This is a genomic window from Actinoplanes sandaracinus (genome assembly GCF_030009775.1).
Lineage (GTDB): Bacteria > Actinomycetota > Actinomycetes > Mycobacteriales > Micromonosporaceae > Actinoplanes > Actinoplanes sandaracinus.
In genome coordinates, this window is record NZ_JASCTH010000034.1 from 35,287 (window position 1) to 48,358 (window position 13,072).

Here is a 13,072-nt window from a genome sequence, read left to right on the forward strand (position 1 = left end):
CCGTGCTGCACCGCGCGACCGCGGGGCGGGCCCGCCGGGCGGCGCGCCGCGCCCGGCGCCGGTCGCTCGTCCGCGGTCTGCGGCCACGGTTCGGCCGGGACGGCCGTATCTACCATCGCAGCCTGCGGGAGCGGATCGGCATCGTCGTCGTCACGGTGCTGGCCGTCGCCGCGGTCTGGACGCTCATCCCGGACCTGGCTCTCCGCATCATCCTCACCGCCATCCTCGTTCTCGCCGTGCCGGCCCTCGTCGTCGTGGTGCTCGGCCGCCGCTCATAGCGCACACCGCATTCATCAGGAGAAACATGACCCTGCAACTGCTGCCCGCCGTCGACGTCGCCGACGGCCAGGCCGTCCGACTGGTCCAGGGCGCCGCCGGCTCGGAAACCGCCTACGGCGACCCGATCGAGGCCGCCCTCGCCTGGCAGAACGACGGCGCCGAGTGGATTCACCTGGTCGACCTGGACGCCGCGTTCGGCCGTGGCTCGAACGCCGAACTGCTCGCCGACGTGGTCCGCCGCCTCGACGTCAAGGTGGAGATCTCCGGCGGGATCCGCGACGACGAGTCGCTGGCCCGGGCGCTGGCCACCGGCGCCCAGCGGGTCAACATCGGCACCGCCGCGCTGGAGGACCCGCAGTGGTGTGACCGGATCTGCGGCGAGTACGGCGACCGGGTCGCGATCGGCCTGGACGTGCGCGGCCGCACCCTGGCGGCCCGGGGCTGGACGCGTGACGGCGGCGACCTTTACGAGGTGCTGGCCCGGCTCGACAAGGCGGGCGCCACCCGTTACGTCGTCACCGACATCACCAAGGACGGCACCATGCGCGGCCCGAACCTGGACCTGCTGCGCGAGGTCTGCGCCGCCACCGACAAGCCGATCATCGCGAGCGGCGGTGTCTCGACGCTGGACGACCTGAGGGCCCTGGCGACGCTGGAGCCGATCGGGGTGGAGGGCGTGATCGCCGGCAAGGCGCTGTACGCGGGCGCCTTCACCGTACGAGAAGCGCTTGCCGTTCTTGGTTGAGTCTCCACGCCTCACGTAATGCCTGTTCGGCGGCTCGGATCGCGGGCCGGGCCGCCGAGGAGTCACGCCAGGCGATCACCACCCGGCGGGTGGGCGTGGGGTTGATCCGCACGATCCGGACGTTTTCCGGGAGCGCCGCGCGGGCCAACCGGGGAATGAGCCCGACGCCCAGGCCGGCCGCGATCAGGGTGAGCTGAGTCTCGAACTCGCCCACCTGGAAGTCCGGAACCACGCCGGGCAGGCTGCGGATCAGGTACTCGTAGCAGACGTCCCCGGCGCGGACACCGATCCAGCGTTCGTCGCGGGCGTCCTCGAGCGTCGCCTCGCCTACGAGTCGATGATCATGCGGCACGATCAGATCGGCGTGGTCCTCGCCGAGCCGTGTCTTGGTGACGCCGTCCGGGTATCGCAGCGCCACCTCCGGCCAGTCGTCGAGCACCGCGAGGTCGACGTGGCCGCGGCGGAGCAGCTCCAGGCCCTCGTGCGGGTTGACCTCGATCAGCCCGGTGGTCAGATCCGGATGATCTTGCAAGAGGCGCCGCAGGGCGTGCGGGAGCAGGGCGCGGCAGGCGGTGGCGAAAGCGGCCACGGTGAGCCGGCCGGTGACCGTGTCGCGGTGCGCGGCGAGCGCCGCCTCCGCCTCGGAGACGCTGGTCAGGACGCGTTCGGCGTGGCCGGCGAGGACCCGCCCGGCCTCGGTGAGCCGCAGCCGGCGGCCGTCTTTCTCGACCAGGACGGCGCCGGTCTCGCGCTCCAGTTTGGCGAGCTGCTGAGAGATGGCGGACGGCGTGCAGTGCAGCGCGTCACCGGCTGCCAGCACCGTCCCGTAACTGGCCACGGCGTGCAGGGCGCGGAGCCGTCCCAGGTCGATCATGTAGCAATGCTACATCCTCGATGTAGGTTATTTTGCTGGTGCTTAACTATCGGCCGGGCGAGGCTGATCGGCATGAGACCGCGTCACCTCCTCCTCGCCGTCGCCGTGGCGGCCATCTGGGGCTTCAACTTCGTCGCCATCGACGCCGGGCTGGACCACTTCCCGCCGCTGCTCTTCTCGGCCCTGCGATTCGGGCTGGCCGCCTTCCCCGCGCTGCTGTTCGTCGGCCGTCCCCAGGTGCCGTGGCGGTGGATCGTGACGGTCGCCCTGGTCCTCGGCGTGATCAAGTTCAGCCTGCTCTTCATCGGGATGGAGGCGGGCATGCCGGCCGGCCTCAGCTCGCTCGTGCTGCAGAGCCAAGCGGTCTTCACGATGCTCTTCGCGGTGCTGTTCCTGCGGGAGCGGCCCCGCCCGGTGCAACTGGCCGGGCTGGCCGTGGCGGTCGCCGGCGTCGTCGTGGTGGCCACCCGGATGGCCGCCGCCCTGCCGGCGTTCCTGCTGGTCATCGGCGCGGCCGCGGCGTGGGGAGTGTCCAACGTCGCCACTCGCAAGGCGTCCCCGCCGGACACGCTGCGCTTCATGGTCTGGGTCAGCGCCTTCGCCACCGGACCGCTGATCGTCCTCACCCTGCTGGTCGACGGCCCGGCCGCCGACCTCGCCGCGCTGCGCGCGATCGACACCGAGGCGGTGCTGGCCCTGCTCTACATCGCGCTCGTCTCGACACTCGCCGGCTTCGGCGCCTGGGGTTTCCTCATGCAGCGGTACGGAGCGGCGACCGTCGCCCCGTTCTCCATGCTCGTCCCGTTCTTCGGCATCGCCTCGGCCTCCGTGGTGCTGGACGAGCCGGTGCATCGAGTCGACGTCATCGGTGGCATCCTGGTGATCGGCGGAGTGCTTTTGGGACTGGTCCGGTCCCGCCCGGCCGTCACACCCGCACTGGTTAGGGTTGAGGCATGACGGTCGCGGTGCGTGTTATCCCCTGCCTTGACGTGGACGCCGGTCGGGTGGTGAAGGGTGTCAACTTCGTCGACCTGCGCGACGCGGGCGACCCGGTGGAACTGGCCGCCGCCTACGACGCGGCCGGCGCCGACGAGCTCACCTTCCTCGACGTGACCGCCTCCTCCGACGACCGCGGCACCATGCTCGACGTGGTGCGCCGCACGGCCGAGACGGTGTTCATCCCGCTGACCGTCGGCGGTGGCGTCCGTTCGCCGGAGAATGTGGACGTGTTGCTGCGTGCCGGCGCCGACAAGGTCGGCGTCAACACGGCGGCGATCGCCCGCCCCGCGCTGATCAGCGAGATCGCTGAGCGGTTCGGCAACCAGGTTCTGGTGCTGTCCCTCGATGTCCGGCGCTGTTCTTCTCCCGGCGGGCCGGGGCGGTCTTCGCTCAGCGGGCCGGGACAGCCGAGCGGCTGGGAGGTCACCACGCACGGCGGGCGGCGCAGCGCCGGACTCGACGCGATCGAGTGGGCTGCCCGGGTGGCCGAGCTCGGCGCCGGTGAGATCCTGCTGAACTCGATGGACGCCGACGGTACCAAGGCCGGGTTCGACCTGGACCTGATCCGGGCGGTGCGGGCCGTGGTGGACATTCCGGTGATCGCCAGCGGCGGCGCCGGAGCCGTCGAGCACTTCGCGCCGGCGGTCGAGGCCGGCGCCGACGCGGTGCTGGCGGCCAGCGTCTTCCACTTCGGCGACCTCACCATCGGCGAGGTCAAGGACAGCCTGCGCGCGGCCGGGAGCCCGGTCCGCTGATCAGCCGGCAGTCGCCGGTTCAGCTAGCGGCCGTGGGCTCGGTTGGCGGCCGTGGGCTCGGCTAGCGGCCGTCGGCGAGACGGTGGATGTACTCCCGGAGGGCGGACGAGTAGGCCTGCTCGCTGAGGTCCCACTCGGCCCAGCCCGGCTCGGCGACACGGTTGAGCTGCGTTTGCAGGGTCATCACCGCGGACGACAGGCCGCTGAACGGGCGGGTCCGCCAGAGCTGCTCGCCGGCCGGGGCGACCTCGACCATGTCATCCTCCACGGTGATCAGCCCGGCGCCGGCCAGCCGCCGCACCGACTCCTCGAGATCCTCACGGCTCGGCACACTCTGGTGCAGGAAATCGGCCGCGGCCAGCAGGTCGGCCAGGGTCGCGCCGGTCACCGGCAGCGCCGCGTGGAGAGCCCGGTCGCGCTCCAGGCGCTCGGCGATGACCGCGGAGACGAAGATCCATGCATCGTTCCAGTTCCAGCCACCGGCCCCCATGCCGCAATGATGCCGTGCGTTCGGCGTACCCGGAAGCGAATGTGTCGCAGAAGATCACACGGCGGGAGCGGGCGCCGGGCGGGGATCCTCCTCGACGGTCAGGGCGGGCAGGAAGAGCTGCACCAGCGGGCCGATGGCCACGGCGTAGGCGACGGTGCCGACGCCCACCGTGCCGCCGAGCAGGACACCCGCGCCCAGCACGGTGAGCTCGAGGCCGGTCCGGACCACCCGGATCGGCACCTTGGGGAACCGGCCGGCCAGACCGGTCATCAGCCCGTCGCGCGGGCCCGGCCCCATCCGGCTGCCTATGTAGAGGCCGGTCGCGAAACCGTTCAGCAGGATCCCGGCGGCCAGATATCCGACCCGGGCTGGCATCGCCTCACCGGCCGGCAGGACGCTGAGCGCCGCGTCCGCGGCGAAACCCACCACGACCAGATTGGCCACCGTCCCGGCTCCGGGCCGCTGCCGCAACGGGATCCAGAGCAGCAGCACCGGTACGCCCACCAGCAGCACGATCCAGCCGAAGCTGATCCCTGTCACTTCGGAGAGCCCCTGGTGGAAGACGTCCCACGGGTTGAGACCGAGACCCGATTCGACCATGAGCGCCATGCTGACGCCATAGAGGACAAGACCGACGATGAGCTGGGGTACGCGACGGAACAGGTTCACAACAGCCACTCTTAATGCCAATCGGCCTCTGTTAAAGTGCCAATTCACAGGAGGTGGCTATGACTACATCGGTTCGTGGAGACCAATTGGCGCGACTGCTCGGCCAGTGGCATTCGCTGCCTGGGCGACGGCGCAGCCCTGACTACGCCGCGCTGGCCGGGGCGGTCCGCGGCCTGCTCGCCGACGGCCGGCTGGCTCTCGGAGTGCGGCTGCCCGCCGAACGGGAACTCGCCGAAGCGCTCGTGGTCAGCCGCACCACCGTGTCCGCCGCCTACCGCGCCCTCCGCGAGACCGGTCACCTGACCAGCCGACGCGGCGCCGGAAGCTGGACGGCGCTGCCGCACGGGCATCGGGTCGCCTCCTCCGGCCTGTGGACCCCCGACGACGACCTCGACATGATCGACCTGGGGTGCGCCGCCTCCGCCGCGCCCGTCGAGCTGGTGCCCGCGGCCCGCGCCGCCGCCGACGACCTGCCCCGATACCTGGGTGGCGCCGGCTACCACCCGACCGGCCTGCCGGAGCTGCGGGCCGCCGTCGCCGACGGATACACGGCCCGTGGAGTGCCCACCTCGGCCGAGCAGATCCTCATCACCAGCGGCACTCAGCAGGCTCTCGACCTGGTGCTGCGCCTGTCCGTTCCGGTCGGCGCGCCGGTGCTGGTGGAGACACCCACCTATCCCAACGCGCTCGCCGCGCTCGCCGCGCGCCGCGCCCGGATCAGCACCCAGGGTCTCGACATCGAGGCCGGCTGGGACGGCGAGATGCTCCTCGGCGCGCTACGGCAGACCAGACCCCGCATCGCGTACGTCATTCCCGAATTCCACAACCCCACCGGTCATCTCATGCCCGCCGACCTGCGGGAACGCCTCGTGGCCACGACACACTCCATCGGCACCGAACTGATCGTCGACGAATCCTTCGTCGATCTTCCCCTCGACGACCCGGCCATGCCGCCACCGGTCGCCGTCTTCGACCGGCACTCCCGGGTCACCTCGATCGGCGGGATGAGCAAGGCCTACTGGGGTGGACTGCGGATCGGTTGGGTCCGCGCGTCCGCGCCGCTCGTGCAGCGGCTGGCCGCCATCCGGGTCGGGGTCGACATGGCCAGCCCGGTGCTGGAGCAGCTGGTGGCCGTACATCTGCTGAGGTTGTCCTCGGAGATCGTCGCGGCCCGCCGGGCGCAACTGCGGTTCCGCCGCGACACCCTGGTCACCGCTCTGCACGAACAACTGCCGGAGTGGCGGTTCATCGTGCCCGGCGGCGGGGTGACGCTCTGGGCCGAGCTGGACGGGCCGATCTCCAGCGCCCTGTCCCGCGCCGCCGAAGACGTCGGGGTCCGGCTCGCGCCCGGCCCCAGGTTCGGCCTGGACGGCACCCTCGAACGGTTCCTGCGGCTGCCGTTCACGCTGCCGGCGGACGACCTCACCGAGGCCGTCCGGCGCATCGCCTCGGTCCGCCACGACCTCGACCACGCGCCCCGTCCGACCTGGCGCACCCCGGCCGTCATCACCTAATGGCCCCCGCCCGATCGATGGCCGCCCGTGACCAGCCTTCGCAACCACACCACAGCGACCCTGCCCAACGGCCGGCCTCGCCACCCGCCATCTCCTGCCGCTCGTACCCGGTGTAACTCCTGATCCAGGAGACACTTGACGACCGTGACGATCGATACCCGTTCGCATCGCATCGCGGATGCGGTCATGACGTGTGTGGTCCAGCCGGACCGGTCCGTGCCATTCACGGAGCTCGGGGCACCGGGGCCTCCCCGGAAGCCGCGGGAACATGTGCGGTGAGCGCGTCCTACTGGCGTATCCGTGACACCCGTTGCGGGTGTGCCCAACACCCGCAACGGGTGTCGAGCTTTCACACCGCAGTGCTCCATGGCGCGACCGTTCCGGGGCGGTCGCCGTCCGGACGACAGCAAGATTGCAGGGTTCTGCCTCGCGCGCGTTCCGCCGTGATGTGGCTGGGCGACGGCTGGCCCGGGCGAGCCGTAGTCGGGGCGGGTTTTGGGGGTGCTGTGACGGGGCTGGGCAACGGCTGAGGGCGGGCGGCCCGGCGGTCCGGCGGTCCTGCGGCTCGCGCGGCTCGGGCGGCTAGGGCTGGGTGGCCTGGTAGAGGCCGATCAGATGGCCGTCGGTGTCGCGGACGGTGGCGATCAGGGTGCCGTCGCCGACGTCGTGCGGGGAACGCTCCAAGGTGGCACCCTCGGCGGTCAAGGCGGCCAAGGAGGCCTCCAGGTCGGCGGTGTGCCAGTAGGTGACCGGGCCGGCGGCCACGTCACCGTGCGGGTCCAGCCCCACCTCGGGAGAGCCGTCCGGCCGGAAACCGACGTAGTACGGCTGGTCGACGTAGGGGTCGGCGCCCAGCAGGGTGCGGTACAGGCTCCTCGCGGCGTCCAGGTCCTTGACCGGGATCGTGATGGTGCGGATGGTCACGGCTGTCTCCCGCCTCGCCATGTGGTCGCCCGCCAACGGTATGACGGACCACGCCGCCGGGTGCCGTGGTTGCCGGAACAGGGCGATCGGGCTGCCGCCGGTGAGCGGCGGATCCGCGCGGTGGTCGCGGGCGGCCTGGGACCGGGCGGGCATCGAGGCGTAGCCGACGGGAGACGTAGTTCGGCGGGGCGGTGTCGTCCGTACCGGAAAGTTGTTTGTACCGGAAGGTTGTTCTAACCGGGGAAGGGTGGGACCGGGAGACGGCGAGGCCGGCGGACCGTGAGGGTCCGCCGGCCTCGTGAAAGCCCGAAGGGCGTCAGATCTGGGCGAGCGAGCCTGCGTACATCTCGTCGATCTGCGCGCTGAAGTTCGCCTCGACGCTGCGGCGCTTGATCTTCATCGACGGGGTGACCTCGCCGGCCTCGATGCTGAGGTCGCGGGGGAGGATCGCGAACTTCTTGACCGTCTCCCACCGGTTCAGCTTGGCGTTGAGCTCCTTGATGTAGCCCTCGACCAGCGCGTGCGTCTCGGGCGCTGCGGCGATCTCCTCGTAGCTCTTGCCGGCCAGCGGGCCGGAGGCGGCCCACGTCTTGATGGCCTCCTCGTCGAGGGCGATCAGCATGGTGACGAAGTTGCGGTTCTGGCCGACGACGACCGCCTGCGAGGTGTACGGGCAGACCGCCTTGAACGAGCCCTCGATCGCCGACGGGGCGATGAACTTGCCGCCGGAGGTCTTGACCAGGTCCTTCTTGCGGTCGGTGATCTTCAGGTAGCCCTCGGCGTCGAGTTCGCCGATGTCGCCGGTGCGGAGGAAGCCGTCCTCGGTGAACGCCTCGGCGGTGGCGTCCGGCAGGTTGTGGTAACCGCGCATGATCGGGGCGCCGCGCAGCAGCACCTCGCCGTCGCTGTCGATGCGGACCTCGAGGTCGCCGACCGGCTGGCCGACCGAGCCGATCTTGAGCTTGCCGCGGCGGTTGACGAAGTTGGCCGCGGACGCCTCGGTCATGCCGTAGCCCTCGAGGATCGGCAGGTTCGCGGCGGCGAAGAACTCGGAGATGTCGCGGCTGAGCGCGGCCGAGCCGCTGACCAGCACCTTGATGTTGCCGCCGAGCTTCTGCTGGAGCTTGGAGAAGACCAGCTTCTCGGCGATCGCGTACTGGAGCGCCAAGCCCGCCGGGACCGGCTTGCCGGCCTGCAGGAACGCGACTCGCTTCTTGCCGGTCGCGACCGCCCAGGTGAAGATCTTCGGCTTGAGGCCGGTGCCGGAGAGGCCGCTGGTGACGGTCTTGTTGTAGACCTTCTCGTAGATGCGGGGCGGGGCGCACATCAGCGTCGGCCTGATCACCGCGAGCAGGTCGATCAGCTTGTCGACCCGGCCGTCGACGTAGGTCGGCACGCCCACGTGGAGGATGCCGCAGAGCAGCGTCTTGCCGAACGCGTGCGACATCGGCAGCCACAGGTAGTGCAGGTCGTCGGGGGAGAACAGGCCGAGGTTCTCCTGCGCCACACCCTCCCAGGTCCAGCCCTTGTGCAGCAGCACGACACCCTTGGGGCGGCCGGTGGTGCCGGAGGTGTAGATCAGGGTGGCGACGTTGTCCGGGCCGAGCTGGGCCATCACGTCGTCGATGAGGCCGGGGTCGCGGCTCAGCGCCTCGGCGCCGAGCCGCTCCAGGTCGGCGAGGGTGATCTGCGGCGGGGTGGCGGAGGCGTCGGCGGGGCCGTCGATCAGCACCACCTTCGTCACGGAGGTCTCCACGCCGGAGATCTTGAGAGCCTGCTTCGCGTTCTCCGCGATCAGGACCTTGGAGCCGGAGTCGGTCACGATGAACGCCGTGTCCTCGGGCTCGGTGGTCGGGTAGACCGTGGTGGCGGCCGCGCCGGCCACATTGATGCCGAGGTCGACGAGGATCCACTCGAGCCGGGTGTTGGACAGGATCGCGACCCGGTCCTCCAGGCCGATGCCCAGCTCGCGCAGGCCGGCGCCGATCGCCTTGGTGCGGTCGCCCACCTGACGCCAGGTGAGCCACTCGGGCCCGGTGTCGGACGAGTTCGGCCCGGCGAGCGCACGGGCGTCCGGCGTCTTCGCGACGCGCTGGAAGAGCATGTCCGGGATCGACCGGTAGGGAACCTGGAGAGCCATCGGGCGCCGCCTTCAACCATGAACGGGGGGTACGTTACGTGAGTGTTACCGCAGAGTAATGCGCGGGCGGCACCACGGCTAGAGTCGAGATCAACCCGCACGGATTGTTTCCATCTTAGTTCGCGCCGAGACCGGGTCGAGCCCGGTGCCGTACTCGCACTACCTTGTCCGGCATGACATTGCTGGTGATCGGCGGCACCGGGATCGACACCGTGGTGCCGGTGGCGGACCTCCCGGTGCTCGGCGCGGACTCGGCGCGGCCGCTCGGGCCGATCCAGGATCACGTCTCGCACACCGGGACGTGCGTGGCCCTCGCGCTGCGTGCGCTCGGTGAGCGGGTCTCCGTGATCGACACGCTGGGTGACGACGACGAGGGGCGGCGGATCGTCGCGGCCTTCGCGTCGTGGGGCATCGGGCTGCGGGCCGCGCCGGCGCCGGCCGGCACCCGGCGGGCGGTCAACCTGATGAGCCCGGACGGGCGGCGCCTCTCGCTGTACGACGGGCGCGACGTCGAGGGATACCGGCTCCCCGAGGAGTACTACCGGCCGTTGCCCGCGGACGTCCGGCACGTCCACGTGACGATCATGGACTGGGCCCGGCACCTGCTGCCCTCGCTGCGGGAGTCCGGCGTGACCGTCTCCACCGACCTGCATGACTGGGACGGGGAGAACCCGTACCACCTCGACTTCGCCCGGGGCGCCGACGTCGTCTTCGTCAGCGCCGTGCAACTGGCCTCGGGCGCCGCCGGCCGGATCCTGGCCGAGGGCGTGGCCGCCAAGGTCGTCGTGACCGACGGGGCGAAGGGCGCCGACCTGCACACCGCGAGCGGCGTGGCACACCGGGACGCGGCCGACCCGGGCGCCCCGATCGTCGACACCAACGGGGCCGGGGACGCGTTCGCGGCGGCGTTCCTCAGCGCCTGGCTGGCCGGCGAGAGCGACGAGGCCTGCCTCGGCCAGGCGGTGATCGCCGGGGCGTACGCGTGCACCGCACCGGTCGGCGCGGACGCCTTCATCGACCGGGCGACGCTGACCGCCCGTTGGAACTGATCCTCGACCTGGAGCCGGGGACCGCGGGCCGGACCGCCGCGGTCTACCGGGCGCTGCGCTCGGCCGTCCTGGACGGGCGCATCCCGGCCGGGCACCGGCTGCCCTCCACCCGGGTGCTCGCCGCCGACCTGGGTGTCTCCCGTGGCACGGTGGCCGGCGCGTACGAGCGTCTGGTCGCCGAGGGTTTCCTGACCGCACGGGTGGGCGCTGGGACGTTCGTGACCGCCGGCGCCCCACGGCCGTCGGCGGTGGCCCGGCGCACGCCCGCGGGCCCGTTGCGGCCGCACGCCGGGTGGACGCTCACCCCGGAGCCGGCCAGCGGCGCGGTGCCGGCGCCCCGGTACGACTTCCGGACCGGGATCCCGGACGCCCGCCTCTTCCCGTTCGACACGTGGCGGCGGCTGGTGAGCGCGGAGCTGCGGCTGGGCGCGAACGGGCCGGGCACCTACGCCGAGCCCTCCGGCCACCCGGCGTTGCGGGCCGCCCTCGCCCGCTACCTGGGATACGCCCCGTCCGGAAGCGCCACACCCCCCCACGTCGTGGTCACCAACGGCACCCCAGCACGCCCTCGACCTGATCGCCCGCGTGCTGCTGCGCCCCGGTGACGTGGTGGCCGTGGAGGAACCCGGATATCCGCCGGCCCGTCGCCTGTTCACGTCGCTGGGCGTCCGCGTGACCGGCGTGCCGGTCGACGCCGAGGGCCTGGTCGTGCCGGAGCTGCCGGACCGGGCCAAGCTGGTCTACGTGACCCCGTCACACCAGTTCCCGCTCGGCCGGGTGATGAGCCTGGCCCGCCGCCAGGAGCTGCTGGAATGGGCCGGATCCCGGCCGGTGGCGATCGTCGAGGACGACTACGACAGCGAGTTCCGGTTCTCGGCGCGGCCGCTGGAGCCGCTGTGCACGCTGGACCGCGGGGGCCGGGTGCTCTATGTGGGCACCTTCTCGAAGAGCATGGTGCCGGCCATGCGGACCGGGTTCGTGCTGGCCCCGCCCGGTCTGCGGCCGGCGTTGGTGGCGGCCCGGCAGCTCAGTGACGCCCACGGGCAGACCGCCGTGCAGGCCGCGCTGGCCCGGTTCATCGAGGAGGGGCTCTTCGCCCGGCACGTGCGGCGGGCCGGACGCGAATATCAGGACCGGCACGCCCGGGTGACCGCCGCCCTCGGCCGCATCCCCGCCCTCGACGTCATCCCGACCGCGGCCGGCCTGCACGTCACCGCCATGCTGCGGCCCGGTCTCGACAGCTCACGGATCGCCGCCGCGGCACGCCGGGACGGGGTGGCCGTGGAGGAGCTGGCCGCCTATGCCGAGCAGCCGTCGCGTACCGCCTCCGGGCTGGTCGTCGGGTTCGGCGCGGTCGATCCGGAACTGATCGAGGAGGGCTTGGCCCTGCTGGGCCGCACGATCGCCTGATAGGCCAGGGCGCTGGCGGCGATCACCAGGCTGAGGAGGGCGGGCGGCCCGCTGAGCCAGAGCAGCGTCACCACGGCGGCGAACGCGATCCCGGCGACCACCCGGGACCAGCCGGCCGGCAGCAGGCGCAGCGCGGCCGCCGTGCCGATCACGTAGACCAGGGTGAAGCAGCCGGTCACCAGCAGGGTGGCGGTGTGCAGGTCCAACGACAGCAGGGCGCAGGCGATGCTGGCCAGGAAGATGAAGGTCAGCGAACGGCGTTGCCCGCCGAACACCCGGGCCGGCAGCGCGCCCTCGTTCGCCAGCGCCACCCCGAGCCGGCTCGACCCGGCGAAATAGGCGTTGACCGCGCCGAGGGTGAGGACCACCGCCACGACCGCGGTGAGGACGCGGACCGGCCCGCCGAGACCGATGGCGAGCAGATCGGCCAGCGGGGCCCGGCTGCCGGCCAGATCCGGGCCGAGCGCGAGCACGCTGACCGTGGCCACGGCGAGGTAGAGGACACCGACGACGGCGACCGCGATCAGGGTGGCCCGGGGGACGTCGCGGCGCGGGTTCCGGTACTCGCCGGAGAGCGAGGACAGAGCCTCCCAGCCGGCGAAGCCCCAGACCAGCAGGGCGGCGGCGGCGCCGATCCCGGTCCAGCCGTGCGGGGCGAACGGGGTCAGGTTCTCCCAGCGGGCGTGCGGCAGCGCGGCGATCACGGTGACCACCAGCAGGAGGGCCAGGGAGACGGAGAGGACGAGCTGGACGCGACCGGAGACGCGCAGACCGAACAGATTCATGACGTACGCCGTACCGACGATCACCAGGAATGTGGCCAGCTCGGTGACCCGCCCGCCGCCGAGCACGTCGGAGACGTACCCACCGGTGAACGCGACCGCGACCGGCGCGCCGAGCGGGACCGCGAAGTAGAAGCACCAGCCGACCGCCGCCGCGATCCGCGGCCCGAAGGCCATCCGCGCGTAGGTGGAGACGCCGCCGCCGTCCGGATAACGGGCACCGAGGGCGGCGAAGGTCCAGGCCAGCGGCGCGGAGAGGACGATCAGAGCGAGCCAGGCCACCAGGGACGCCGGGCCGGCCGCGTCGGCGGCGAGCGCGGGCAGGGAGATCAGCCCGGTGCCCAGGACGGCGCCGACGGAGAGCGCGGCGCCCTGGGACACGGACAGGTCGGTACGAGCGTTCATGACTGAGAACCTAGGGGCGGAACGGGCCGGTGATCGA

The 13,072-nt window shown here is 71.9% G+C and carries 14 protein-coding genes; 8 read left to right on the forward strand and 6 right to left on the reverse strand.

The window, feature by feature from the left end; all coding sequences use genetic code 11:
- Nucleotides 1-2: 2 nt before the first annotated feature.
- Together QLQ12_RS38545 and priA are read left to right on the forward strand one after the other, a co-directional pair.
- Entirely contained in the window at nt 3-278 is a 276-nt protein-coding gene (locus QLQ12_RS38545; RefSeq protein WP_282765895.1) for a hypothetical protein, read from the forward strand.
- A gap of 26 nt (nt 279-304) precedes the next feature.
- Nucleotides 305-1,024 (forward strand): bifunctional 1-(5-phosphoribosyl)-5-((5-phosphoribosylamino)methylideneamino)imidazole-4-carboxamide isomerase/phosphoribosylanthranilate isomerase PriA, encoded by a 720-nt coding sequence (priA, locus tag QLQ12_RS38550; RefSeq protein ID WP_282765896.1) that lies wholly within the window; start codon nt 305-307, stop codon nt 1,022-1,024.
- On the opposite strand, the gene QLQ12_RS38555 is transcribed toward priA, so the two are convergent.
- Nucleotides 990-1,898 carry a LysR family transcriptional regulator gene (locus QLQ12_RS38555; RefSeq protein WP_282765897.1) on the reverse strand — a complete coding sequence of 303 codons (909 nt, stop codon included), beginning with the start codon at nt 1,896-1,898 and terminating at the stop codon, nt 990-992. The two genes, priA and QLQ12_RS38555, sit on opposite strands and share 35 nt — an antisense overlap.
- A 72-nt stretch (nt 1,899-1,970) precedes the next feature.
- Between QLQ12_RS38555 and QLQ12_RS38560 the strand changes: the two genes are divergently transcribed.
- Together QLQ12_RS38560 and hisF are read left to right on the forward strand one after the other, a co-directional pair.
- Nucleotides 1,971-2,855 (forward strand): EamA family transporter, encoded by an 885-nt coding sequence (locus QLQ12_RS38560; protein ID WP_282765898.1) that lies wholly within the window; start codon nt 1,971-1,973, stop codon nt 2,853-2,855.
- Nucleotides 2,852-3,652, forward strand: a complete 801-nt coding sequence (hisF, locus tag QLQ12_RS38565; RefSeq protein WP_282765899.1) for an imidazole glycerol phosphate synthase subunit HisF — start codon at nt 2,852-2,854, stop codon at nt 3,650-3,652. The genes QLQ12_RS38560 and hisF overlap by 4 nt, the downstream gene beginning before the upstream one ends.
- 61 nt (nt 3,653-3,713) lie before the next feature.
- Here hisF and QLQ12_RS38570 read toward each other — a convergent pair whose 3' ends face one another.
- On the reverse strand, nt 3,714-4,142 hold the full coding sequence (locus tag QLQ12_RS38570) for a hypothetical protein (protein ID WP_282765900.1): 429 nt from the start codon (nt 4,140-4,142) through the stop codon (nt 3,714-3,716).
- A gap of 54 nt (nt 4,143-4,196) precedes the next feature.
- Nucleotides 4,197-4,811, reverse strand: coding sequence for a membrane protein YczE (yczE, locus tag QLQ12_RS38575; protein ID WP_456049094.1), 615 nt, complete (start codon nt 4,809-4,811; stop codon nt 4,197-4,199).
- A gap of 59 nt (nt 4,812-4,870) precedes the next feature.
- Here yczE and yczR point away from each other — a divergent pair, with 59 nt between their 5' ends.
- Complete coding sequence (gene yczR, locus QLQ12_RS38580) at nt 4,871-6,325, forward strand: MocR-like transcription factor YczR (protein WP_282765901.1); 1,455 nt, start codon at nt 4,871-4,873, stop codon at nt 6,323-6,325.
- A gap of 582 nt (nt 6,326-6,907) precedes the next feature.
- Here yczR and QLQ12_RS38585 read toward each other — a convergent pair.
- Both QLQ12_RS38585 and QLQ12_RS38590 read right to left on the reverse strand, forming a co-directional pair.
- Nucleotides 6,908-7,249 carry a VOC family protein gene (locus QLQ12_RS38585; protein WP_282765902.1) on the reverse strand — a complete coding sequence of 114 codons (342 nt, stop codon included), beginning with the start codon at nt 7,247-7,249 and terminating at the stop codon, nt 6,908-6,910.
- 316 nt (nt 7,250-7,565) lie between these two features.
- Entirely contained in the window at nt 7,566-9,389 is a 1,824-nt protein-coding gene (locus QLQ12_RS38590) for an AMP-dependent synthetase/ligase (RefSeq protein WP_282765903.1), read from the reverse strand.
- Nucleotides 9,390-9,562: 173 nt separating this feature from the next.
- Here QLQ12_RS38590 and QLQ12_RS38595 point away from each other — a divergent pair, with 173 nt between their 5' ends.
- From QLQ12_RS38595 to QLQ12_RS38605, 3 genes are read left to right on the forward strand one after another with little or no spacing between them, the layout of a single operon-like run.
- Nucleotides 9,563-10,438 carry a carbohydrate kinase family protein gene (locus tag QLQ12_RS38595; protein WP_282765904.1) on the forward strand — a complete coding sequence of 292 codons (876 nt, stop codon included), beginning with the start codon at nt 9,563-9,565 and terminating at the stop codon, nt 10,436-10,438.
- The gene (locus QLQ12_RS38600; protein ID WP_282765906.1) at nt 10,429-11,043 is read left to right on the forward strand and encodes a GntR family transcriptional regulator; all 615 of its coding nucleotides are present in this window, start codon (nt 10,429-10,431) and stop codon (nt 11,041-11,043) included. The genes QLQ12_RS38595 and QLQ12_RS38600 overlap by 10 nt, the downstream gene beginning before the upstream one ends.
- The gene (locus QLQ12_RS38605) at nt 11,024-11,848 is read left to right on the forward strand and encodes an aminotransferase-like domain-containing protein (RefSeq protein ID WP_282765907.1); all 825 of its coding nucleotides are present in this window, start codon (nt 11,024-11,026) and stop codon (nt 11,846-11,848) included. The genes QLQ12_RS38600 and QLQ12_RS38605 overlap by 20 nt, the downstream gene beginning before the upstream one ends.
- On the opposite strand, the gene QLQ12_RS38610 is transcribed toward QLQ12_RS38605, so the two are convergent.
- Nucleotides 11,737-13,035 carry an APC family permease gene (locus tag QLQ12_RS38610; RefSeq protein WP_282765908.1) on the reverse strand — a complete coding sequence of 433 codons (1,299 nt, stop codon included), beginning with the start codon at nt 13,033-13,035 and terminating at the stop codon, nt 11,737-11,739. The two genes, QLQ12_RS38605 and QLQ12_RS38610, sit on opposite strands and share 112 nt — an antisense overlap.
- Nucleotides 13,036-13,072: the final 37 nt, after the last annotated feature.

Excerpts from the sequence above, each read along its gene's own strand:
- priA (WP_282765896.1), top strand. The coding sequence starts at position 305 with ATGACCCTGCAACTGCTGCCCGCCGTCGACGTCGCCGACGGCCAGGCC.
- QLQ12_RS38555 (WP_282765897.1), bottom strand. The coding sequence starts at position 1,898 with ATGATCGACCTGGGACGGCTCCGCGCCCTGCACGCCGTGGCCAGTTAC.
- QLQ12_RS38560 (WP_282765898.1), top strand. The coding sequence starts at position 1,971 with ATGAGACCGCGTCACCTCCTCCTCGCCGTCGCCGTGGCGGCCATCTGG.
- hisF (WP_282765899.1), top strand. The coding sequence starts at position 2,852 with ATGACGGTCGCGGTGCGTGTTATCCCCTGCCTTGACGTGGACGCCGGT.
- QLQ12_RS38570 (WP_282765900.1), bottom strand. The coding sequence starts at position 4,142 with ATGGGGGCCGGTGGCTGGAACTGGAACGATGCATGGATCTTCGTCTCC.
- yczR (WP_282765901.1), top strand. The coding sequence starts at position 4,871 with ATGACTACATCGGTTCGTGGAGACCAATTGGCGCGACTGCTCGGCCAG.
- QLQ12_RS38590 (WP_282765903.1), bottom strand. The coding sequence starts at position 9,389 with ATGGCTCTCCAGGTTCCCTACCGGTCGATCCCGGACATGCTCTTCCAG.
- QLQ12_RS38595 (WP_282765904.1), top strand. The coding sequence starts at position 9,563 with ATGACATTGCTGGTGATCGGCGGCACCGGGATCGACACCGTGGTGCCG.
- QLQ12_RS38610 (WP_282765908.1), bottom strand. The coding sequence starts at position 13,035 with ATGAACGCTCGTACCGACCTGTCCGTGTCCCAGGGCGCCGCGCTCTCC.